The 24,088-nt window shown below is 31.6% G+C and carries 15 protein-coding genes; all 15 read right to left on the minus strand.

Annotated elements, in window-relative coordinates:
• Positions 1-21 precede the first annotated feature (21 nt).
• Entirely contained in the window at positions 22-1,020 is a 999-nt protein-coding gene (locus BM549_RS13335; RefSeq protein ID WP_290470722.1) for a cytochrome c oxidase subunit 3, read from the minus strand.
• Between the two features lie 140 nt (positions 1,021-1,160).
• Positions 1,161-1,742 carry a cytochrome c oxidase subunit 3 gene (locus BM549_RS13340; RefSeq protein WP_290470723.1) on the minus strand — a complete coding sequence of 194 codons (582 nt, stop codon included), beginning with the start codon at positions 1,740-1,742 and terminating at the stop codon, positions 1,161-1,163.
• Between the two features lie 2 nt (positions 1,743-1,744).
• Complete coding sequence (cyoE, locus tag BM549_RS13345) at positions 1,745-2,638, minus strand: heme o synthase (protein WP_290470724.1); 894 nt, start codon at positions 2,636-2,638, stop codon at positions 1,745-1,747.
• Between the two features lie 115 nt (positions 2,639-2,753).
• A complete protein-coding gene (locus BM549_RS13350; protein WP_290470725.1) occupies positions 2,754-4,865 on the minus strand; it encodes a gliding motility protein RemB in 2,112 nt (703 codons plus the stop codon).
• Positions 4,866-4,988: 123 nt separating this feature from the next.
• On the minus strand, positions 4,989-5,789 hold the full coding sequence (locus BM549_RS13355; RefSeq protein ID WP_290470726.1) for an energy transducer TonB: 801 nt from the start codon (positions 5,787-5,789) through the stop codon (positions 4,989-4,991).
• 118 nt (positions 5,790-5,907) lie between these two features.
• Positions 5,908-6,630, minus strand: coding sequence for an energy transducer TonB (locus BM549_RS13360; protein WP_290470727.1), 723 nt, complete (start codon positions 6,628-6,630; stop codon positions 5,908-5,910).
• Positions 6,631-6,677: 47 nt separating this feature from the next.
• A complete protein-coding gene (locus BM549_RS13365) occupies positions 6,678-7,067 on the minus strand; it encodes a VanZ family protein (RefSeq protein WP_290470728.1) in 390 nt (129 codons plus the stop codon).
• The gene (gcvH, locus tag BM549_RS13370; protein ID WP_290470729.1) at positions 7,060-7,440 is read right to left on the minus strand and encodes a glycine cleavage system protein GcvH; all 381 of its coding nucleotides are present in this window, start codon (positions 7,438-7,440) and stop codon (positions 7,060-7,062) included. Before gcvH ends, BM549_RS13365 begins: the two co-directional genes overlap by 8 nt.
• 60 nt (positions 7,441-7,500) lie before the next feature.
• A complete protein-coding gene (gene sprA / locus BM549_RS13375) occupies positions 7,501-14,820 on the minus strand; it encodes a cell surface protein SprA (RefSeq protein WP_365336731.1) in 7,320 nt (2,439 codons plus the stop codon).
• Between the two features lie 69 nt (positions 14,821-14,889).
• A complete protein-coding gene (gene ruvA, locus BM549_RS13380) occupies positions 14,890-15,471 on the minus strand; it encodes a Holliday junction branch migration protein RuvA (protein ID WP_013870003.1) in 582 nt (193 codons plus the stop codon).
• A 73-nt stretch (positions 15,472-15,544) separates the two neighbouring features.
• Positions 15,545-17,821: an NADP-dependent malic enzyme gene (locus tag BM549_RS13385; RefSeq protein WP_290470731.1), complete on the minus strand. Its 2,277-nt coding sequence runs from the start codon at positions 17,819-17,821 to the stop codon at positions 15,545-15,547.
• Between the two features lie 124 nt (positions 17,822-17,945).
• Entirely contained in the window at positions 17,946-18,878 is a 933-nt protein-coding gene (locus BM549_RS13390) for a carbohydrate kinase family protein (RefSeq protein WP_290470732.1), read from the minus strand.
• A 1-nt stretch (position 18,879) separates the two neighbouring features.
• Positions 18,880-20,055 carry a glycoside hydrolase 100 family protein gene (locus BM549_RS13395; RefSeq protein WP_290470733.1) on the minus strand — a complete coding sequence of 392 codons (1,176 nt, stop codon included), beginning with the start codon at positions 20,053-20,055 and terminating at the stop codon, positions 18,880-18,882.
• Position 20,056: 1 nt separating this feature from the next.
• Positions 20,057-21,355, minus strand: coding sequence for an MFS transporter (locus BM549_RS13400; RefSeq protein ID WP_290470734.1), 1,299 nt, complete (start codon positions 21,353-21,355; stop codon positions 20,057-20,059).
• Positions 21,356-21,452: 97 nt separating this feature from the next.
• Positions 21,453-24,083 (minus strand): TonB-dependent receptor, encoded by a 2,631-nt coding sequence (locus BM549_RS13405; RefSeq protein ID WP_290470735.1) that lies wholly within the window; start codon positions 24,081-24,083, stop codon positions 21,453-21,455.
• Positions 24,084-24,088 lie beyond the last annotated feature (5 nt).

The raw sequence follows: 24,088 nt of genomic DNA on the forward strand, positions 1-24,088 counted from the left end.
AGTAATTTTTATTTTAATCTATTATACTAAGTAGAAGAACGTGAATACAAATACCCAAACTAAGTCTACAAAGTGCCAATATAAACCTACTTTTTCTACCATCTCATAGTTTTTACGTCTCTCGTAAGTACCTAATACAACATTAAAGAAAATAATTATATTAATTATTACACCAGAAAATACGTGGAAACCGTGGAAACCAGTAATAAAGAAGAAAAAATCTCCAAATAAAGGTGACCCATATTCATTTACATGAAGATTTGCACCGTGCACTACTTGTTTACCATTTGTTTTAATTTGTTTTAAAGACTCTTCTCGAGTTAAAACAGTTTTTTCTCCGTGCTCGTTAATATCTTGAGTTCTAACTAAAATATTAGAATGAGATTCTAAACCTTTATAAACATCATTTACAGTATATTCTGGTAATGCATCTTCACTAACAAACCATAAACCGTTTTTTCTTTCATGTTGAGTTCTATCTGTCACCGTTGCTGTTGCGAAATTTTTTACAGCATCACGTACAAATACTTTTTCACCTTCTATAGTTTCATAGTGGCCAAATTGTAAAATATTTCCTCCTTTTGTTTGTACTGCTCCAAAATCACCTTTAATAAATGTTCCCCATTCCCAAGCTTGAGAACCAACAAATATTAAACCTCCAATAATAGTTAAAAACATGTACCATGTTACAGCTTTTTGTCTTAAATGATGACCAGCATCTACGGCTAATACCATAGTTACAGAAGACATTATTAATACGAAAGTCATAAACGCTACATAAATCATAGGATAATTACCGTGAAAAAACGGAATGTGCGTAAAAACCTCATCGGCAATTGGCCAAGAACCAATAAATTTAAATCTTGAAAAACCGTATGCAGCTAAAAATCCTGAGAAAGTTAAAGCATCTGATAAGATAAAAAACCACATCATCATTTTACCATAACTTGCTTTAAGTGGCTTATTTCCGCCTCCCCAAGTTTTAGTTTCTGTTCCAGTAGTAGCAACTGTAGTGTTCATATAGTTGGATTCGTTTTTTTTTAATATGGCACAAAAATAATCATTTTCTACTTCTAAAGAAATGTTAAAGTGTAATTTTTGAGCCTAGTATTATATGATTAATTAAATAAATGTAATGAATGCTAAATTCTAAATAGATTTTAAGCTATGAAATACAGCAATAAATATAGAAATACCCACAGTATATCAATAAAATGCCAAAAGGTACCTGCTAATGTTAAGCCTAACATTTTATCTGCCGTGTATTTTTGTTTAAAATGATTATAAATTACAACCATTATACAAATAAGTCCTACTGCAACATGCAAAATATGTACAAAAGCTATTAAAAAGATAAAAGATGCTTTAGGATCACTTGTTTGACCTGTTAAATAATATCCTGAATTTATTAAAGTATTAAAGCCTTCAAATTGCATTACTATAAAAACTATTCCTAATACAAATGTTGTAATTAAAAATAGAGATGCATTTTTTCTGTTATTATTTTTTAATGCGCGTTTTGCTAAAATATAAGTTAAACTACTTATAATAATAACAAATACACTATATAAAAAAATGATTGGTAATTGTAAATCATTTGACCAATCTGGCCTAGATCTACTTATTATAACCGCACTTGTTAAACCCGCAAAAGACATAAATAGAGAAATGATACCAAACCATAGCATCATTTTTTTTGCGCGTTCATTTTTCTCTTCTAAAGAACCTTGAGTTAAATCCATAATTATCTAATAAATTTATCTAAAACGTAAATTATTTGAATGAACGTTATATACGAAACACTTGCTAGCATTAATTCTTTAGCAGCTTTCTCTGTCATTTTTTTAAATAGTAAAATTGCATAATAAAGCATAAACATTCCTGCTCCAAACACAATAATAGCAGAAACTATTGATAGTTTTAATTGACCAGTTACTTCAAAAACTGGAACAATAGAAACTAAAATAGTCCAAACAGTATAAGTTATAGTTTGTACAGCTGTACCTCTATCTTGTTTACCTGTAGGTAACATAAAAAACCCGCCTTTTTTATAGTCGTTATATAAAAACCAGCCAATTGCCCAGAAGTGTGGAAACTGCCAAAAGAATTGTAATGCAAATAATACACCTGGTTCTATACCAAAATCGTTTGTTGCAGCTACCCAACCTAACATAAAAGGTATTGCTCCTGGAATTGCACCAACAAATACAGCTAAAGGTGTTTTTGTTTTAAGAGGTGTGTAAACACACGTGTATAAAAAAATTGAAATCGCACCAAACATTGCTGTTTGAGGATTTATAATATATAAAATTGAAATTCCTATAATTGTAAAAACTGTTGCAATTACAAATGCCGTTTTCACACTCATACGTCCTGCAGGAATTGGACGGTTTTTTGTTCGATCCATTAAGGCATCGAGATCTCGTTCTATAATTTGATTGTATGCATTTGAAGCACCTACCATAAAATAGCCACCAAAAGCTAACAATAGTAACGTTGTAACACTTACAGTATCTACACCTAATAGATAACCTGCAATTGATGAAAACACGACACTTAATGCCAAACGCATTTTAGTGATTTCTTTAAAATCTGAAATCCAAGTATGTTCTATTACTTTTGCTGAAGTTTTACTCAAAACTATATTAAAGTTTAAGCTGTTTTTTTTGCTTTGGCAAAGATACGTTGTAAAAGTAGATTTATCGTAATAAACTGCGAGGTTTTTAATACTCTAAAAATTATTACTGTTTTCTTTAGTAATCGAAATACCAATTAAATAAATCTGTTCTTAAACCTAAATTAAACCAAACAGAACTACTCCTAAGTGTATCTTCTCCAATTGCTTCAGGATTAAAATTACGGTAATTTACATTTGCAAATAGTTTTAAATTAGAAGCTGGATTAATTATATAACCACCTTGAACACTTGCATATATTGAAGTTAATTGAATACCTTGACCTATTTCTACGCCTGTATCAAAAGGGCGATCGCGCTCATCTCTAAAAATATCACCTCCGTAATTAAAATTATCTGTTCCGTTGTTTAAATCAAAACCACGTTCACCAATAATAAATTTAGCTTCCCCAAACAGCCTACCTTTTCTGTAACGACCAATAGCTACTAATTCTCTAAAGTTTGCACCCCAAAGATGCGCCATTGGTTGATTATTATGAGCGTAATTTAGCCTAATTGTATTATGAGAATATACATAAGGTCTAACTTGATTATATTCTAACTGAAGATTTAAATTTTTAACTTTAAAAGCATTGTAATATTTAGCTCCTATTTGAAAACCAAATTTATTTTTCCAGCTTTTATTTCCTGCTTTTACATCACTTAAAGAAAATTCATCTATTATAAATTGGCCATACATATTAAAATTATCACTCCATTTATATTTACTAGAAAATCCAATAATTGCATTACCAGCATCTTGACCTGTAGAAAATTCTATAGCTCTATAAAAAATAATTGGATTTAAATAACTAAAATCGAAACCACGGTTATTAGTATTTGCCCAAATTACAGATTCAAAAAAACCAATATTTAATCTTTTATTTACATTCCAACTTAAATAGTGGTTCGCTATATATTTAGTTAAAAACGCACCATCTTCGCCTAAAACTTCAGGCCTAAGGTCTTTTAAAAATGTATATGTATTGGTATATTTTATTTTCCAAAACTTAGTGTTTAATTTAAAAAACGGGTACGGACTGGCAACATCACTTTGTAATAACGAACGGTAACCATCACCAATAAAGTTTTTACCATGACCTAATTGTATATTAATAAATTTTGCAGGCGTATAACTTAAATAAGCTTCAGCAACTGGGTAATCATAAGCATCGGTTTTAAACCTTTTGGCTATACCACGACCAGGAATTACAGCAGGCGAATTATCTGCTGGTGCTAAGCTTTCTGCATAGTTATTAAAATATTGAGGAAAGCGACCTTGGCTTTCGTAAACTTGTGCAGAAAAACTAAATCTATCTCCTAAACCACCTTGAATATTTACACCACGAGTATTATTATAGGTCGTTCCAAAATCTGCATCGGTATCTTTACCCATTTCTAAATCTAAAATAGGATCAATAATAAACCAATAATCTTTACCTTGTATTCTTGCTAGATGTTCATTCCATAACTTTCTACCTAACCAAGTATCTTTTTCTTTTAAAAGCGCTTGCTTTTTTGCTTCAAAATCATGGTAATTAGACACATCATTATATATAAAAGGCTTTGCAGCTGTATGGCTATTTGTTCCTATTAGGTTTATTGCTCTATCAAACCTTGAGTAATCTGCATGTGTAAAAGGTATATTTAGTTGACTTTTAAACGCTTTATTAGTATACTTAACTATACCAGATTTAACACTATCAAATTCTGTTTTAGCTTTTAGCTCTAGTGCAGAAAGTGCATTAACATCTTCTTCTTTTTTTGTTAAATCAATAGTTTTAACTGTTTGATCTACTAAAGGAATTTTTAACGCTATAGAATATTGCTTAAAGGTAGGATTACCATTATACGTTGCAGGTTTAACCTTTGGAAAAGCTTTAACAACACGTTCTGCTTCAGTTTTTAATTCTTTGTAAATTGCATCAACATACATTGCTCTAAATGATCCTGTAGTGTCTATTTCGAATAATACAATTACTTCTCCTTTATAATTTTCTGCAGAAACATTTTCCGGCACATTAAAGTTTTCGAAAAACAAATTAAAAACTTTATTATCAAAACACTTTTGAAGATTTTCTATTTCTGAAGATTCACAATCACTAAAAACTGGAGGTTTTTCATTTGTAATTTCTTGTGTAAAAGAAAAATTAATAAAACAGAAAAATAAAATATATAAGCTGTGCTTCATACCTTTAAAACGTGGAGTTAAATTTCTCGAAAGATACAGTTTTTTATTTTTTTGCTTTTAAAATATTAGACAATAAAAAATCCCACCTTATAGTGGGATTTTAGATTTACTAATGTTTAAAATCTAATTTTGAACATCGAATATTATAGGAAGATTATAAGAAACTTCTACAGCTCTATCGTTATTTTTACCTGGTTGCATTTTAGGTATTTTGTTCACGACTCTCTTTGCTTCTTTGTCTAATTTTTGATGTGGACTTCTAATTTTTTGAATTTCAACATTCCCTTCTTTATTGATTTTAAAATTCACATAAATTTTTTGTCTTCCGTTAAGACCTAAATCACTTCCTAGTCCTGTATCAAATTTTCTTTGTATTAGTTTACCTAATTTTTGAGACATACATGCTCTTCGTTCTGTATTGTTTTTTGCACTTTCACAACCTGGATATATTGGTACTTTTTGCACTGCTAAAATAGAATACGTTTCTTCTTCTCTTGGGTCATAATCTGGCACCAAACTATCTGGATCAATTACTTTGGTTGGTTTTGTAGGTTTTTCTATGCTAACTATCTCTTCTGTAGCTTTTTCAACTTTAGCGTCATTATCTACAACCTCAAAACGCTGTGGTTCTTTTGGCTTTTTAAATACTGGCTGCTTTTTAGCTTCTATTTTCTTTTCTACTACAAAACTTTCTGGAACCATATCGTAGATTTCGTCTTCTAATGGTTCGATATAAGCATACGTATCGTTATTAACTGCAAAAGTCATTTCTAAAGCAGTATAACTTGCTAACAAGCATATAATTAATCCTATTTGAAAATAGAGCGTTGAGTTTTTTTGCAAATTAACTTCATGCTTTTGCGATTTTTTTAAAGTCTTATTGTTTTGGCGAACAACATCGTGACTGTTTTTTGATTTACTCATAATAATTAAAGTTTATATGTTAATATTATGATAAAATCACAATAAGCATACCAAAAACAAAAATCCCGTTACTAAAATGTAACGGGATTTAAAATATATTTTAAAAAGGACTGTGTAATTAGTCTTGTACGTTAAATGTAATTGGTAAAAAGAAAGTTACCTTAACTGGCTTTCCTCTTTGCTTACCTGGTTTCATTTGCGGTATTAAACCTACAACACGCTTAGCTTCTTTTTCTAATTGTGGGTGTGGCGCACGTGTTCTTACATTGGTAATGTTTCCTGTTTTATCAATTGTAAAGAATACGTTTATTTTTTGTCTTCCACTTAATCCTAATTCGCTACCTAATTCTGTATCGAATTTTCTACCAACTAACTTGTTGATTTTATCAGACATACATTTTTTCTTCTCTGCGTTGTTACCTTTTTCACAACCTGGAAAAATTGGAACGTTTTCAATAACGGCAAAAGAAACCTCAACATCTTCTTCAATTTCTTCTACTTCCACTTCTTCAACCTCAACAATTTCTTCTTCTTGAGTTGTTTCTGTAGATTCTATTACTGTTTCTTCAATTTCCACTTCGTCTTCAACAACATCAATTACTTCTGGTGCTGGTGGCGGTGGTGGCGGTGGCGGTGGTGGCGGCGGTGCTTGATTTGTAATTGGAATTTCTTCATCCAATTCTTCATCCACATCTAGTGTGGTTTGCTCTACAACTCTGTCATCATACGTTTTGTAGTTGATAGCAAAATATGTTAGTGATAACATAAGTACCATACCAACAGCAAAATAAAGAGAACTATTTCTCCCTACGTTTGATTTTGGGTTCTTTTTAGGTTCCATATATTTAAAAATTGTTTGTCCTGACTGCTAAAATAACTATTTATTTCTCAAAAAAGCAAAGTATTATTGTTTTTTAACGAGTCTTTTTTTATACTAATTATTAATATTGATGCAATAATCGCTCCTATTATATTCGCAATGATGTCTTTAACATCACTTTCTCTATTTTGTGTTAGTGTACCTTGTAAAATTTCTACAGCTATACCAAATATTGTAGAACTAATAAAAGCATAAATTATAGCACTTTTGTTTTCTACTTTTTTGCTTACAAATGCTAAATACCAAAGTACAGTAAAAACAAAATGTGCTACTGCATGAAATATTTTATCTGAGTTTGTTGGTAACTCTGGACCTGCGGTATTAACTTTTATTAAGCTTAATGCTAACAATAACATACTATATACAGTACTTATTATTAAGCTATATTTTTTAAGCACCTATTAAAGCTTTATAGTCGTCTGCAGATAAAAGTGCTTCAAATTCTGATGTGTTTGAGCATTTAATTTTAACCATCCAACCTTCTCCATAAGGATCTGAATTTACTTTTTCTGGCTCGTCTTCTAAAGATTCATTAAACTCTATTATCTCTCCAGAAACAGGTATAAATAAATCTGAAACGGTTTTTACAGCTTCAACAGTACCAAAAACTTCTTCTACATCTAAAGTTTCATCTAAAGTTTCTACTTCTACGTATACGATATCTCCTAATTCGCTTTGAGCGAAGTCTGTAATACCAACGGTTACAACGTCACCATCGATTTTAACCCATTCGTGATCTTTTGTATATTTTAATTCTGCTGGAATATTCATTATGTTATTTTTATTTTTTTACAAATGTATTTAAAAGGTATGGGTTTTCAAACAGAAATTTTAGTTACCAAAATTATATCTTAAAGTAATTCCAGATCGTATTGTTGTTTGAGGAAATGCTGTTGAAATTGCGTATTCTGAAAATGTATAATCAAAATAAAAGATTCCTGTTAAGTTTTTACTAAATGAATAGTTAGCATTGTATTTTAAACCGTAAATGGTTTGACCATTAGTTATTTGATTATTCTCTAAATCTAAATATCTAATTATTGTTTTATTATCTCTTAAAGACAGATTGGCTTCCATAACCAAATCACTTACTATAGATTGTTTTGGCCCAGCTAATTTAGTTTTTATTCTTACATCTTTAAACCTATATCCTAAACCAAGTGTATATTCTTTACCTTGAATTTCGGTCATTAAATTATTATCAAAACTAAGAGATAACAGCCTATCTTTTCTAATTTCTGCTAGAACTTTTACAGAGTTTTTCATTTCCATATCTACTCTAATTAATGGGCTAAACAACTCTGTTAAATTTACATTACTATAAATTTCTTGATTCTTAAAATTCCCTGCTTGATCTAGAGATTCGCTTGGTTGCGATTGGTAAGCAACACCAAAATCTATTGCGTTGTAATCTAAGTTTGTTCTAAATTGTCCTACACTATAATCTGACCTATATCCATGGGATAAAGAAAAGCGTTTAAAGCGTTTTTTAAACCACGCAAACTTCATCAAGCCTGTATATTTTATATCCCAATTTGGTATTGGAATGTTACGTAACGCACCTAGCTTTGTTTTATTAGCTTTTTGTCCTGTATAAGCACTAACAAATGCTGGTAATAAAACTGCTTGACTTGTTTTGCCAAACCCTAATGGGTATCCTTCTGCATCTAAATTATTTGGGTTATTTGTGTCTATGCCTTTATTTTGAGCTAATCGCTTTGCTATTACAAGTCTGTTTTCTCTAAAATCATCAAAAGCTTGAGATTGATTTTCATCACTTTTACTAAAAGCTGTTGGTAAGGTAAATGATGATATTCTAAAGTTTCCAAAAGTGTTTGGTGTTAATGATATATATTCATTATTTTCAACTCTATAGTTTTCGGCATAATTTTCGGCATATGTTCTAAAACCAACAAGATCTATTTTTAGATCGTTAACTGGTTCTAAGTTTGCAGATAAATCTAACTGTCTTGTTTGTGTTTTTGTATACTGTTGGTTAAAGTCTGGGAAAGATGTTAACCATCCATTTCTGGCAGCTGTTTGTCTAACATCACTTTGGCTACCAAAAGTATAACCTAAAGTTGGTTTTGATGTCCCTAAAAAACCTGGTGTATCTAAATATCCTGGCAGGTATGTACCATTATTTTCTGAATAATTAACTTGAATTCTTTTTACACTAGTTAATATACCTATTCCAAAATTTGCTAAGCCGTTTCTTTTTTTCTTTGGTTGTTGTGCAATTTTATTATTAGATCCTGGTGGAGTTCCTCTTTTTACTCTACTCACTTTATCACTTGCTCTAACATTTCGTTTTTTAGCTATACCTAAATACTTATATAGCTTATTCATATCTAGAGTTGAATTTATATTGTGAGAATTACCGTTTGAAATAGTGTTACCTAAGTCGTAAGTATTTGATGCCACAACATTACCTTGTTCATCATAGGTATCGATTGGTAAATTACCGTATAAGTCTGATCCTTTTTGCCATTGAAACTGCCCTGAGTAAGAGTATGAAGCTTTTAAAAAGTTTAACGTAGGAATTTTATTTAATGGCAACTCATAATTTATTCCTATTAATTGAGAGCGCCTATTTGGATCTCCAACATCAAAAAAGCCATCCCAGACATCTAATGTAGAGTCTTGCTCTCCATTTATAATATTATCTTTAAAATAGTTTCTTACTATATTATTATTAGCTACAGAAAAGTTTAATGAAAGTGCTTTAGTTAGGTTCCAATTTAAATTAGTTTGAAAATCGAAGGTGTAATTTCTTCTAAACAACTCTTCAAGACCAATATTATCGCCTCCAAGTTCTACTTCTCTAAATCGTTGCCTATTAAATTGCCTATTATAATCTGTATTTACAGTTAAACTTGTTGGTAAAAGATTTACATTAAAGTCTTTTAATATTTTCCAATATTTATTAGTAAATAAAGAATCATTAGCTTTAAATGGTTCTATAACTTTAGGTTCGAAATTATAAGCATAGTTAACACCTGTTCTTACTAATTTATCGACAGATCTTTCAATTTCAAAATCTCTATGATCTACTTTATTAAAAGAATAGTTTAAAGTTAAATTTTCTACATCGTAAAACCGAGGTTTAGAATCTCCTGTTCTAACTTTTCTAACACCAATAAAATTGATACTTTGTCGTTTAGTAAAATCTTCAGATTGTTCTTTTATTGTTTCTCGCTCTTCGTTAGTTTCAGCAGCATCTAAACGTGTTTGTAACTTTATATCTTTGTATTGCTGGTCGTATTCTGGCGTTATTAATTCTTCGGCTTGACCGTAATTAAAAGGAATTTGTAATCCCCATTTTTTAGGTAATAATTGACCAACGTTTACATTAGTAACAACATCGTATTGTTTAACGTCTTCACGGCTTCTTTCTTGCGGGCCTTGATCTACAGAACCAAATCCTGCTGTGCTCATTCTTCCTGTTGCACTAACATTCATAAAATCGGCCAGATTAGTATCTACACTCATAATAGCAGCCCAACCACCTTCGTTATCTAGCCCAGAAAGGCGAAGCTCGTTAAACCAAACTTCTCCACAAGTATCAAATTCTGTTGCATTTTTTACACCAACCATTAATGTTCTAACAGCACCAAAATTAGGATTACCTTTAATTGCGACGCGTTGTTGTCCCTCGGTATAACCTTGAAATTCTGATGTTCCTGTTGGTAATTGAACAGGTTCACCATTTACAACATCGTAAAAAGTAGCTGTTGGATTAGACAAAGTCATGTTAGAAATACCTAAAGATTTTATTTTTTGTAATACTTCTAAATTTAGGTTTATTTCGTTTGAAGCTGGCCATAAAGCTTCTGAGGTTAAACCTGTAGAAACCTGAAGCGGTACTTCTATTTGATAGTAGTTTTGTGTTAAATCATTACCTAAACGAATAAAACCTACCAAGTCATTGTCTGATAATCCTGGTGTGTCTCCTTCTTCTGCATGAATAAACATTCTAATACGCTCGTATTGACGCATGTCTACACTAATATTTTTATAGACTGCTCTAGAATCTTTTGTTGGTAAATCGCAAACATTAACTACTAATGCTTGTTCATTTTGGTCTATTATAGAGTTGTTATTGTTTAATCTCTCTGGTTCAATTCCTGGAGGTGAAGCATAACTACCGTCGTTTTCTTGAGTACTTACTGCTCCAACTGTAAAATCTGTATCGCCAAAGTTAGGTGGTGTTGGTCCGCCATCTAAAGCTAATTGGTATCTTCTCCAATCACTTCTAACTAATTCTAAAGTACCAAAACGTAATGTTGTTTGCTCTTCGAAACCTTCTAAAAACATACGTGTAAAACGTATTGATCTAAAGTCTGTAATTTCATTTACTCTATCGTACTGCGTTATTGTTGGATCATCAAATGTTGCTAATGGCACATTAACTGGTACTCTAAATTGGTACCAACGTACATTTGCAGTTTCACCATTTGGAAGAACACGCTGTACATTTTTTAAATCGACTATAAATTCGCCAATTGGATTATTTGGAGCTATTTCATCTAAACTATTTTCTGGTAAATTAGCTCTACTTAACTCAAGATTATACTGAAAATAACTATCTATAGTATTCATAGTATTATCACGGTTAATATCTTCAACGTCTGGTTGTGTAGTTGATCCTCTATCTGTATCACTAAAAGTATCTGGAGAGTTTCCTTCTACTCCATTATATTTTTTATAACGCTCTAAAAGATTTCCTTCTTCACTTAAATAATACGAATAATTATCTGCTGATGGATCTGGTAAGGCTGCAACAAAACTTGGTATGTTTATGGGCTGTGCGCCATCTACAGTTTCGTCTACAATATTAGCTTCTTCAATATCATCGTAACCATCGTAACCAACATCTTGGTTAGCACGTTCTTGACCTTGAGAATCGAATGCGTAAATTAATGCTTGATTTTGCGGCACAGCATATGGTGTAATATCTGGATTGGTAATCATCGACACGTTTCCATCTTCTGGTAAACCATTTTCATACTGCTTTTTTCCATCTTTTAAAACATCTTCTGAAATACTACCTAAGTTGAACACTAATTTTCCACCAGGATTTAATGGATTTTCTTGAAATGGGTCTTGTAACCAAAATTCTATATATTCTACATTGGCTTGTTCAAAATCTGTAGATGTTATTTGTCTTGTAATACCAGCCCAACTTTGCTCTGGATTGGTAATAGTATTGCCATCTGGCTCTAAGTTTTCACCATTAAAATTATATGGTCCACGTTCGTCTGGATAATAAGTTAAATCTAATGTATTTAAAACTGTTGTTTGACCTTGTGCTATATCTTGCTGCGGAAATAACTCTTGTACAAATACTCTAGATGTATATAAACCAGAAACGTCATCATCGTCTACACCATTTGGACGTTGACCGCTATAAAATATTGGGTCTATAGTGTACCAGTTTAATAAGGCTCTATCGTAACCATTTTGAAGTCCTTTTGCATCTTCATCTCGACCTGTTTGAGGATAATTGCGACCAAGATCTAAAGGTCTACTTGAAATACGCCAAGCTTGTGGTGATTTTAAATCTATACCATTTTGGGTGCCTTCAAAATCATCTATATATGCAGTTGCTTCACCATTAAAATCTGTTCCTTTTGGTGCTCCTGGTAAAAGGTATGCAAATTCTCCTCTTACTGAAAGATTTGATGGTGCATCTGTATCTATATTTGGTAATTTATTTACTAATCTTGTAAAGAATGGAACCTCTGTAGAATAGTTACCATTAAAACCAAGTATGGTGTTATTAATTGGTTCACTATTATAATTTGCCTTTTGTGTAATTGGTCTTTCGTTTAAATTAACAAAAGTACCGCCAATAACAAAATTCTCATTAAATTGGTGCTGTACATTTAAGCCTGTAAAGCGTTTTGTTTGTTGTCCAAAAATAGAGTTATTCTCTGTTGTAACTTGAATTGGTGTATTAGATGCTTTTAAAGCTTCATCTAAAATTTGAACACGACCTAGTTGATAATTTACAGTATAGTCTACACCTTCAACTAAAACACGACCGCCAGCTGTAACTTTAACAGATCCTTGTGGTATATTAAAACCACCAATTGGTATACCTTCGCCTCCTTGAGATTTGTAACGTCCTTTTATTTGGAATTTATTTTTCTGTATTTCATCTAAAGCTGCAGTTTTGGTTGCTTTATATAATAAATCGTAAACGTATTTCTCTTGGTTTGCATTGTTATACGTATCTGCTTCATAATCTATATCGTTATTAGCATCGTTACCATCATTATCTAAAACATCAAATAAATAACGCCCAAAAGGTTCAACTTTTGTAAATACAACTTTTCCGTTTTCTGGAATAACAGTTATTCCTGAAACAAAATCGAAAAAACCATCACCGTTAGTTTGAGGGTCGTTATTAAAATTTAGTCTATCTAAATTAAATAAACGTAATAATGTTGTTTCATTAATTACTACATCGTCATTTGTGTTTGCCGGAGTATTTTCTATATCAAATAAAGGGAACGGTTCACCTTCAACAGGCTTAATATAGTTTAATGGTGTTGCTTCGTTATAAAATATATTTAATTTAAAATCTTCTTGCGATAGTTGGTAAGCACCAGTATCGTAGATGTTTTTCATCATTAAATCCCATATAGGCTGCGATACACTAGTAATACTACTTTTTAATAATTTTAAAACTAGATTATTGTTTGTTACAACTGTTGTTTGTTCTCCTTGGGCGTTTGTTCCGTTTTGTACATCTGTTGCTTCTAAACCGTCATTTGCAAATTCACCAACTTGGTATACTTGACCACCTACTGTATATTGAAAGGCTACTGCTAGTACTTCATCATTATTCAATCTTTGATTTAAAGATATATAACCTAATTGAGTATTTATAGTATATTCTTGACCTTCAATTAATTTTCGTGTATTTTCAAGTTTAGCATAATCGAAACCTTCATTAAAATTTGGTACTAAAATACCTTGTTCTACTGTTGCTGTTTCTCTAATTGCTTCTGTTAATTGCGATCCAGCTCCACCAATATTTGTTGGGTCTAAACGGTTGTTTTGATTGCTTGGAAATGCATCTGGTCCAGCCGTTACAGCAACTCCAGGATTACCAATTACTCGTGATTCTCCTAAATCTTGTAGCGCTACAATATTTCTAACATTTTCTGTACGGTTGCTTCTGTTTGTTATCCAAACTTCTGCTCTTGTAATTTGCAATCCACGATTATCTATAAATGGATAACGCTCTAAGGCTTTATTATATGTATCTCTAAAATATTGAGCTAAAAAAAAGTGACGATTTTCATCGTAATCACGTATAAAAAAATCAAATTCATCTAATGTTCCGCCACCTTGAGCTACAACAGACCTTGTATCTGATTTTTGTTCTGAAAATACTCCTGTAATGGTAGTTTTACCAAACTGAAGTTGTGTTTTTACCCCAAATAAACTTTGTGCTCCAGTAATTAAGGAGCTATTAAGAGGCATGCTTACATTACCAACTTCGATTTTTTGAATAATATCATCTTCTGTTGGTGTGTATTCTAGCTTTACTAATTGTTGAAAATCGAAAGTTGCCTCGGTATCATAATTTGCAGTAACTTGCAATCTTGTTCCTACCTTACCTAATAAACTTAGGCTTATACGTTGGTCAAAATCAAATGTAAAATTACTTTGATTTCTAGGAGAAAAAGAAGGGTTTTCTTGTTTAGTGTACAACACACCTAAATCCATTTCTAAGGAACCTTGTGGTACAACCTCTATGGTATTACCTCCAAAAATGCTTTCAAAAAAACCTGAGTTTACGTAAAACTCTGGTAACAAATTCTTTTTTTGTTCCTCGCTTGTTTCCTTATTTGGGTCTAAAGCATCTATTTTGTCTTTATAATAGCTTTTAAGGTTTTCTGCAAATACTAAATCTTGATATTCTTTAGGTGTTAATATTAACGGGTATTTAATATCAAAACTCCCTACTTTCTCTGTATAAACATAACGATCTGTAATTGGGTCGTAAGTATATTTAGACTCTACACTACTTGGATTTGGCATTTCAATATTACCCATACTAAATCCAGTTTTAGTAGAATCTGAAGCTACAGTAGGATCTGGATCTTGAGCAAAAGCAAATACTGATATCAGCATTGCTAATATTAAAACTATATTATGTTTAATCGATTTGTGAAAGTATAGGTTAGTTGTATTCAAAATCTACTATAAATTTTTTAAAGCTAGTTTAATTATGGCTTCTACCGAAGCTTCTGGCTGAGCTACAACAATTTTGTCGACCACTCGTTCTGCTTGTTTCTTGGCAAAACCAAGAACTTCTAAAGCAGATAACGCTTCATCTTTGTTGGTATTGTTTCTATTAACAGAAACTTCGTCTATATCGTAAATTTTAAGAATTTTATCTTTTAAATCTAAAATAACACGTTGGGCAGTTTTTGCTCCAATACCTTTTATAGATTGTATTAAGGCAACATCTGCAGTAGCAATACCTTCACGAATTTGTTTTGGCGTTAAAGAAGACAGCATGGTTCTAGCAGTATTTGTACCAATACCACTAACCGAAATTAGTAATCTAAAAACCTCACGTTCGCCTTTTGTAAAGAAACCATATAAACTATGAGCGTCTTCTTTAACCTGCAAATGAGTAAATAAATGAATGCTTTCTTGGTCTGGAATTTGGGAAAATGTATTTAATGATATATTTAATAAATATCCAACACCGTTGCAGTCTATTACAACATCGGTTGGATTTTTTTCCACCATTTTTCCCTTTATATGTGTGATCATCTACAATTTCTTCTTAAGCATTCAAATGTAAGAAAATTATTGGACTTAAAATTATGTTAAATAAAGGTTTAGATTATGATTGTTTTCCTTTTTGCTGGGCATCAATTACAGCGATAGCAGTCATGTTTACAATCTCATCTACACTAGCGTCAAGTTGAAGAATGTGAACTGGTTTTCGTAATCCCATCATTATTGGGCCTATAGATTCTGCTTTATTTAATTCTTTTAAAAGCTTATACGTAATATTTGCAGACTCTAAGTTTGGAAATATTAATGTATTTACTTTGTGTCCAGATAATTTTGAAAACGGAAAAATATCTTGAAGCATTTTACTATTTAATGCAAAATCTGTTTGTAACTCTCCATCAACTAATAAATCTGGATGTCTTCTATGTAAATAAGAAACAGCTTCGCGTACTTTTGTTGCAGTTTGGTCTTTTGAAGAACCAAAGTTTGAATAGCTTGTCATTGCCATTACTGGTGTCATACCAAACATTTTTACAACGCTAGATGTCATTTGAGCAATTTTTACTAAATCTTTAGCCGAAGGATTTATATTTATTGAAGTATCACTTAAAAACATTGGTCCACGCTCGGTCATCATAACGTTTGTTGTTGCAATTCTTGTAGATCCTGGCGCAAGCCCAATAAGCTCTAACATTGGTTTTACAACTTGTGGATAACTACGTGAATAACCAGATATTAAAGCATCGGCATCACCTTCATTTACCATCATTGCAGCAAAGTAGTTACGTTCACGCATTAATTTTTGAGCTTCTAATAATGTAACTCCACGACGTTTTCTTTGCTCCCAATATACTTGAGCATATTTATTTTTTTGTTCTACTTGCTCGTCTGATTTTGGGTCTATTATAGGAACATCTGCAAAAAATTCAATTTCTTCTTTTAGCTTTTCAATTTGCTCTTTTCTTCCTAATAAAACAGGAATGGCTATACCTTCATCATGAACAATTTGCGCTGCTTTTAAAACATCTATATGGTCTGCTTCTGCATAAACAACACGTTTTGGATTTGTTCTTGCTCTATTTAATAATAATCTTACAATTTTATTGTCTGACCCTAAACGTTCTAATAAAGAATCTCTATACTTATCCCAATCTACAATTGGTTCTTTTGCTACACCACTATCCATAGCTGCTTTTGCTACTGCAGGAGGAACTTCGGCAATTAATCTTGGATCAAAAGGTTTTGGTATAATATAGTCTTTACCAAAAGTTAACCTTGTTTCGTTATATGCAATATTTACTTGTTCTGGCACAGATTCTTTAGCTAATTTAGCTAATGCTTTTACTGCCGCCATTTTCATTTCTTCGTTAATTTTTGTGGCACGTACATCTAATGCTCCACGAAATATAAACGGAAATCCTAATACATTATTTACTTGGTTAGGGTGATCGCTTCGGCCAGTAGCCATAATTATATCATCTCTAGTATCTATTGCTAGTTCGTAACTAATTTCTGGATCTGGATTTGCCATTGCAAAAACAATAGGATTTTTTGCCATGGTTTTTAACATGTCTTGAGACACCAAATTACCAACAGAAAGCCCTAAAAACACATCGCTATTTACCATTGCCTCTGCTAAACTATTGTATTTAATAGTTGTTGCATATTTTATTTGGCTATCAAGTAAATCTGTCCTGTCTTTATGTAATACGCCTTCACTATCAAACATTGTTATGTTTTCTAGCTTAACACCTAAAGCAACATATAAGTTTACACAAGCCATTGCAGCAGATCCTGCTCCAGATACTACAACTTTTACTGTTTTTATATCTTTTTCTGCTATTTCTAAAGCATTTAATAATGCAGCCGATGAGATTATGGCTGTACCATGCTGGTCGTCATGCATTACAGGAATATCAAGTTCTTCTTTTAAACGCTTTTCAATTTCAAAAGCTTCTGGCGCTTTAATATCTTCAAGGTTTATACCTCCAAATGTTGGTGCTATATTTTTTACAGTTTCTATAAAAGCGTCAACATCTTCTGTATCTACTTCAATATCGAAAACATCTATATCTGCAAAAATTTTAAACAGTAAACCTTTACCTTCCATAACTGGCTTAGAGGCTTCTGGACCAATATTTCCTAATCCTAAAACGGCTGTACCATTAGATATTACAGCAACTAAATTACCTTTAGCTGTATATTTATATACGTTATTTACGTCTTTTTTTATTTCTAAACAAGGCTCTGCAACACCGGGAGAATAGGCTAAAGCTAAATCTCTTTGCGATGCATATTTTTTTGTAGGAACAACTTTTATCTTTCCTGGAGTTGGCTTTGCATGATATACTAAGGCTTCTCTTCTTTTGCTTTGTTTGCTCATAATTTATATTTAATAGAACACGCAAATTTAAGAATACTCAATCGTTTAAGCTCACATTTTTTTGAATGATTTAGTTTAAAAGTTTGAACAGGAAAAATGATAGAAATAAAACTTTAAAAAAAATCTAACTTATAAGTTTGGATAAAATATTAATATTATCTGGAAGTCTACCTACATTTTGCAGTTTAAGCGCTGCCAATTTTAAAGCTATTTTTAAACTATCTTCCATAGAATTTTTCTTTATATAGGCGAATAGGAAACCTGACCAAAAAGCATCTCCTGCTCCTGTTGCGTCCATTACCTTTTTAATATCTATTGCTGGAAGTGAAATTTCCGATTTTCCTTTTTGCGAAAGCACTACTCCTTTTTCTCCTAATGTTAGGCACACTATTTCAACACCTGAATTATGGAAGAAATCAAAAATTTCTTTATGTGATTTCTTTGTATTAAATAACCTTTCCATATCATCTTCACTAATTTTAACTAAAGGATTATAGCTACAATACTCTTTTATTACTTCTACAGCTAATGCTCTATCTGGCCATATTTTTTCAGAAAAATTTACATCGATACTAAGTTTACAACCAGCATTTACTGCTTCTTTAGCTTTTTTAAGTATAGTGTCTCGTGCTGGATTTTTACTTAATGCAAAACATGTAGTATGAAATATTTTGGTTTGCTGGAGTGTTTTTAACTCTATTTGTTTTTCTGTTATTATAAAATCTGACTTACGGTATGCCACAAAATCTGGCGTATCTGTAGATCTTGAAACAAAAATTGTACTCGTTGGCTCTGTCTCTAGTGCTAGAATATTATTTACGTTAATATTAACTTCTTTTAATCTTTGTAGTATATATTCTCCAAAACCATCTTTTCCTATTGTTGCTACTAAGGCTGATTTTAAACCTAAACGAGACGTATTCATTGCTACATTAGTAGGAGAACCTCCTAAATACCTATGATAATCTCTTGTTTGGTTGATATTAACACCTTGTTGGTGACCTATAAAATCTACTAATGCTTCACCTACGCAAAGTATATCTATTTCTCTTTCCATTTTAAGCTAATAATCTTTTTCCTAAAATATATTGTTGTAAAGCAACCTCACCAGCTGCGCTCCATGTACAATATTCTACTCCTGTAGGATTTCCTGTTTTACTGTTAAAGTTTTCGTAGAATTTAAATTGCTCTACGCTATTTATTTTTTTTATTTGATGTAATACATCTTTAGCTTTTTCTGCATGGTTTTTAACTAAACTCATACCATAAAAACCATTTACCATTTGCCATGTTCCACCATTATGAAACTCGTAAGGAATGTTTCTAAATTCATACTTACAGTTGTTTTCTAGAAGTTTCCAATCTTCATGATTTTCTTTTATGGGTTCCCAAAATGCAGGTAACAACTTTAATGGTAAAGCTGCTCTCAAATTTTCGGAATAATTAATAATTTCTTCTTGAAAATCTATGGCTCCCAACCCAATTAAAAGCGCTATACTATTTCCTAAAGCATCGAACATCGTTTGATAACCAGAAGGATTTATTGAAGCCATCCAAAACTTTTCTTTTTTTAGTTTTTTATAAGCATTAGGATGAAAAGGGTTACTATAATTTGTTTTACGATAATTTCCTGTAAGTTTTTCTGTAACAATATCTATTTTGGTTTGATATTCTTTATTAGGAAACAAACTATTTATACATTTTAGCGCCCATAATCTTAATACTTGATCGTAAAAAATATGGCCTTCGGTAATATACTCGTCTGCCCAGTTTCCAGATCTAGGAACATATACAAGATGATTGTTATTAAATTCCCAAGCTTGTAAAAGTTTCAAACCTTTATCCATTTTTGCTTTTAAATTTTCAGCAAAACTCAAGTTATTTGTTAAATGTGCATAATTACAAATTCCAATTATAAACCATGAAATTGTATCTACTCTTCCGGCTAATCCTCCAAAACTAACTTCTACTTCATTTTTTTCTGTAAAAAACACATTTGATGGAATATGACCTAATTCATGTTGATTCTCTGCAAGAGTCGTTAATGTATTTTTAAATGTTTCTGTTAAACTTAAATCGCCATCTAATAGTGCTGCTAAACCACAAATTACACCATCTCTAGCCCAAACTCTCTTATAATTTGTTATGTCACTAGCACTTGCCAAGAATCCTTTGTCTGTTCTTGCTCGAGCCAATAATTCTACCGCTTTTGTATATGATTTTTCTTTTATCATTTTAATGATTTGAGCTATTTTTTTGTTTTATAAATAATGTACAGACTGTAGCTATTAAAAGTAATGCGCCTGCAAATGTAATGGCGTTTCTTGGGTCGTTATTTAGGAAGGTTTTTAAAATATACCCAAAAGACAATGTTTGAATAATCATTGGTATAACAATCATCATGTTTATAATTCCCATATAAACTCCATATCTTTCTTTAGGAATATCTGCAACTACCATTAAATATGGGATTCCCATCATACTTGCCCAACCAATTCCAAATCCTGTAATGGCAAAAAAGAGTAGATTTTTATTTTCGATATGAGGAAACGCTAAAAACCCAATTGCTGCTATTATTAAACATACTGCATGTACTTTTCTAGCACTGTATTTTTTTGCAAAACCCACAAGTGCAAAGGCTATTAAAAAAGTCACCACATTATACCAACCATTTATTAAACCTGTCCAGCTTACAGCTTCACTATAAGCTTCTGTATTTTCTGGTGTAGCATTCCACACAGATAAGGCTACACTTTTTGATGAGTTTTGCCAATAGCAGAATAATGCATACCACTGAAACAGATATACCAAAGCTAATTGCCACATGACTTTTGGCATATCTTTTATTGCTGAAAAAATTTCTATAAGCGGCTCTAAAAGGCTTCCTTTTTGTTTAATTTTAATTAATTCTTCTTCTGTAGGAGGAATTTCTTTTGTTTTACTCATACTCCATAAAATAGAACCAATTGAGCAAATAGCACCGAGAAAAAATGAAGCATAAACCCAAGTTGGTAATGCGCCAGTGGTGCCTATAAATATTAATGGAAATATAAATAAAGATACGTTTGCCAATACTTGACCTAAACCTGTAAAAAAGCTTTGCATTTGAAAACCTAAAGGCTGTTGTTCTTTTTCCAGCTGGTCTGCAATTAATGCTCTATAAGGTTCCATTGCAGTATTATTTCCGGCATCTAAAATCCATAATAATCCTGCGGCCATCCATAACGAACTACTAAATGGAAATGCTATTAATGTTAAACTACATAAAATTGCACCTATTAAAAAGTATGGTTTTCGCCTTCCTAGTTTTGGGTTCCAAGTTTTATCACTTAACGCTCCAATTATTGGTTGCACTAGCAGTCCTGTTACAGGACCAGCAAGGTGTAATATTGGTATTTGATCTGGACTTGCACCTAAGAAATCATAGATTGGAGTTACGGCACTTTGCTGTAAACCAAAACTATATTGAATACCAAAGAATCCAACATTCATGTTTAATATTTGCCAAAAAGACAACTTTGGTTTTTTTAACATCGCAATTTATTTTTAGTTAATTGAAAAGAGCCAATATTAATTATGTTAATATTGACTCTATACAAATTCAAATCAAAAAAACTAACACTTGTTTAAATTAAAAACTATAATTAATACCTAAAGAAATAGAACGTCCAGGTACTGGTCTAACTCTTAAATAGTTTACTTGACCTTCTGTTATACTTCCTTCTTCAGACTCTGTAATACCTAAAGTATCGAAAATATTGTTTGCAGATATGTTTGCTTTTAAATTTTCTGTCACTCCAATATTTATAAAACTATTTATAATTACAAATCCTGGTAAAACTAATTCGTTTGAGTCTTGTGCATACGCTTTACTTTGTCCTACAAAACTTAAACCTACACTGTTTTGCTTTGCATTACCAAAGTTATAAGATGGAATAAGGTTATAAATAAAATCTGGTTGTCTTCTTGGTGTATTACCTTCGTTATCTCCAGAATCTATTTCGGCATCTGTAAATGTCAAACCACCACGAACATCAAAATCATTAAATCTATAAGATCCTTCTACTTCTATACCTAAAGACTTGTAATCGTTCTCGATTATAGAATTTGAAGTTGCTTCAAAACCACCTTCTTCTGTTGTTTTAGCATAAAATACAGTTGCATATAAAGATCCATTTTCAAAACCTCTTTTATAACCAACTTCTGCTTGATTAATAAAATCTAATGCATTAATTCTATCACTATCTGTATAATCTAATCCTGCAAATAAAATTCTATCTGCTTTAGCCGAAGCACCTCTACTATATCTAGCAAACACTGCTTGATTATCTTGAATTTTATAATTTAAACCTAAAGAATACGAAACGTAATCATAGTCATAATCTACAACTGTAGGATTTGATAAATCTATAGCTTGTACAGTTTGTTCTGGCTGAGAGATTGTACCATCATTATTAATATCATAAGCAGAAGTTACTGGCCCAGCAAAAGAACCATCTACTTTACCATTATCAAAACGAATACTTGCATCTACATTTAATTTCTCTGAAGCTTCTAAAGCTACAGATAAATATGGTGCAGAAACATTGTAACGCGTATCGTAACTACGTTGGCAACAGTTTCCAAAAAACGCTGCTCCATAACCTACTAAACCATTAGATGTTATATCGTTTCCTCCAGTATCTACTCCATTAATCAATCTTGCATTTTCACCAGAAGCTTCTAATAAATATGAGTTCCATAACCAAGACATAGATACATTTTGGATGCCTTTAAAATAACCAACAGTTACATCTAAGTTTCCAAAGTCTTTTGTTAAACGAATATCGTTCATAAAATTATTAAAGTTATTTAACTGCGTGTCAAATAAAACTACAGGTGCAATTACTGTATTATCACTTACTGCGCCATCGCCATTTGCATAACTTAAAGAACTGTAACCATTACCTGTTGCAAAATCTCCTGCAAGAAAATCTGATGCTGTTAAAACACTTGCTGGAAATGGAGAGTTAAATCCACCTTTATTAGAAGAGAATCTACCTTTGTTTGTTATTTTAAATTCATTACCTAAATCGAAAGCTGCTTCCATACCTATTGATGTTGAAATTGGATTCATACCATCACTAACATTAGATCGTCTTAACTCACCACTTTCACCTAAACCAACGTTTTGAGATAAGTATGGTGTATGTAATGTTTCACTATTAGCGTCAAAATTAGAAAGATCTTGAAAATCTGGATCATCATTTGTACCTGTTACTTGTATTGGGTTTGGTAGGTATCCAATAGCTCTATCATTTAAATATTTAGCATATACACGAACATAACCTTTATCAAATTCTTTAGTTAAGTTTAATTTAAATTGGCCTCCATTATTAGCTGTATAACCAGCATCTCTAATACCTTCTCCTACGCGATAAAAACCTCCCATGTGAAAATATAAATCGTTTCCTAATGGTGCTCCATATTCAAAATCTGTTCTAAAATTACTATAATCTAAACCAAAAGAAGTACCTATAGAACCACCTTCTACTTTACCAGTTTTGCTAATTAAATTAATAATTGCACCTGGCGAATTAGATGATAATGTTGAAGCAGATCCACCTCTTATAGCTTCTATTCGTGATATATTAGAATCGTATCGCGTAAAAATATCTGCTGTAGCAAAAGACATATCACCAAATAACAAAACAGGTAAACCGTCTTCTTGTAATTGTACATATTTTGAACCTCCTGAAGATACAGGAACACCTCTTACTGCAATGTTAGAGTTACCTTCACCACCTGAGGATTCTGAACGAATTCCTGGAATAGTTCTAAATATTTCGGCAGTTGTTCTAGGTGCAGACTGCTCTATTAATTTAGGTTTCATTGTTGTTACAGATACACTTGATTCTATTTTAGACCTTGGGTTTGTTACACCTGTTATAATAACCTGATCTAAAGATTCTGCGTTTTCAATCATTGTAAACCCAATAACTAAATTTTCAGAATTTACAGAAACATTTTTTGAATATTTTGTATAACCCAAATAAGTTGCTTCAAGAGTATAGTTACCATCACTTACGTTTTCAATAGAATAATTCCCTTCAAAATCTGAAGTTGCACCTTGTGAAGTGCCTTTTAAAATAACATTTACACCTGGTAGCGGCATACCTGCTTCGTCATTAATTTTACCAGAGATTACAGATTGTGCAAATAAGGAAATACCCGAGAATAAACACAAAAGGAACAAACCCCATTTTTTGATTAGTGTATTCATTTTTG

This window comes from Lacinutrix sp. MedPE-SW (assembly GCF_001874145.1).
Taxonomy (GTDB): domain Bacteria; phylum Bacteroidota; class Bacteroidia; order Flavobacteriales; family Flavobacteriaceae; genus Lacinutrix.

Coding starts and splice junctions, on each gene's coding strand:
- BM549_RS13335 (WP_290470722.1), bottom strand. CDS start 1,020: ATGAACACTACAGTTGCTACTACTGGAACAGAAACTAAAACTTGGGGA.
- BM549_RS13340 (WP_290470723.1), bottom strand. CDS start 1,742: ATGGATTTAACTCAAGGTTCTTTAGAAGAGAAAAATGAACGCGCAAAA.
- BM549_RS13350 (WP_290470725.1), bottom strand. CDS start 4,865: ATGAAGCACAGCTTATATATTTTATTTTTCTGTTTTATTAATTTTTCT.
- BM549_RS13355 (WP_290470726.1), bottom strand. CDS start 5,789: ATGAGTAAATCAAAAAACAGTCACGATGTTGTTCGCCAAAACAATAAG.
- BM549_RS13360 (WP_290470727.1), bottom strand. CDS start 6,630: ATGGAACCTAAAAAGAACCCAAAATCAAACGTAGGGAGAAATAGTTCT.
- gcvH (WP_290470729.1), bottom strand. CDS start 7,440: ATGAATATTCCAGCAGAATTAAAATATACAAAAGATCACGAATGGGTT.
- sprA (WP_365336731.1), bottom strand. CDS start 14,820: ATGCTGATATCAGTATTTGCTTTTGCTCAAGATCCAGATCCTACTGTA.
- ruvA (WP_013870003.1), bottom strand. CDS start 15,471: ATGATCACACATATAAAGGGAAAAATGGTGGAAAAAAATCCAACCGAT.
- BM549_RS13385 (WP_290470731.1), bottom strand. CDS start 17,821: ATGAGCAAACAAAGCAAAAGAAGAGAAGCCTTAGTATATCATGCAAAG.
- BM549_RS13390 (WP_290470732.1), bottom strand. CDS start 18,878: ATGGAAAGAGAAATAGATATACTTTGCGTAGGTGAAGCATTAGTAGAT.
- BM549_RS13395 (WP_290470733.1), bottom strand. CDS start 20,055: ATGATAAAAGAAAAATCATATACAAAAGCGGTAGAATTATTGGCTCGA.
- BM549_RS13400 (WP_290470734.1), bottom strand. CDS start 21,355: ATGTTAAAAAAACCAAAGTTGTCTTTTTGGCAAATATTAAACATGAAT.
- BM549_RS13405 (WP_290470735.1), bottom strand. CDS start 24,083: ATGAATACACTAATCAAAAAATGGGGTTTGTTCCTTTTGTGTTTATTC.